Source organism: Stenotrophomonas pictorum JCM 9942 (assembly GCF_001310775.1).
GTDB lineage: Bacteria > Pseudomonadota > Gammaproteobacteria > Xanthomonadales > Xanthomonadaceae > Stenotrophomonas > Stenotrophomonas pictorum.
In genome coordinates this window covers 1-550 of sequence record NZ_BAZI01000809.1, presented here as the reverse complement: position 1 = coordinate 550, position 550 = coordinate 1, and the positions used below count along the sequence as shown (strand labels likewise).

Sequence of the window (550 nt, the reverse complement as noted above, 5' to 3'; positions counted from 1 at the left end):
CAGGCGCCGGCCGGCGCGTCACCGGCGTCGTCGATGGCTGCCGTGCCTCGGGGGCGGCGCGCAGGAAGGTGGCCAACGGCCGACGAGGCGGAGTGGTTTCTTCGGTCATGGGTGGCAAGGCCGGCGCATTGGCCTCATTCAAGCACGGCGCACGCCGGTGATGCGCATCCAGTCGCCATCGCGCACGGCGTCGAGCTGGTCGAACCATGCCGCATAACGCTGCAGCAGCTCGTCTTCCTGGCCGTGCAGGATGCCCGACAGGGCGATGCGGCCGCCGGGCGCCACGCGCGCGGCCAGCAGCTCGGCCAGCGCATCCAGCGCCGAGGCCAGGATATTGGCCACCACGATCGGGTAGGTCCGCACCGGCTCGTCCTCGGGCAGGTAGGCGGCGATCTGCATGCCGTTGCGCTCGCCATTGTCGGCGGTGGCGATCAGTGCCTGCGGGTCGTTGTCCACACCGGTGGCACTGCCGGCGCCCAGCTTGAGCGCGGCCAGCGCGAGGATGCCCGAGCCGCAGCCGAAATCGAGCACGGCCTGGCCGGCCAGCAGA

The 550-nt window shown here is 71.6% G+C and carries 1 protein-coding gene; it reads right to left on the bottom strand.

All coding sequences use genetic code 11. The features are described from left to right. Positions 1-138 precede the first annotated feature (138 nt). The coding region (locus JCM9942_RS17805; protein WP_157723099.1) for a 50S ribosomal protein L11 methyltransferase at positions 139-550 on the bottom strand (412 nt) is incomplete at its 5' end.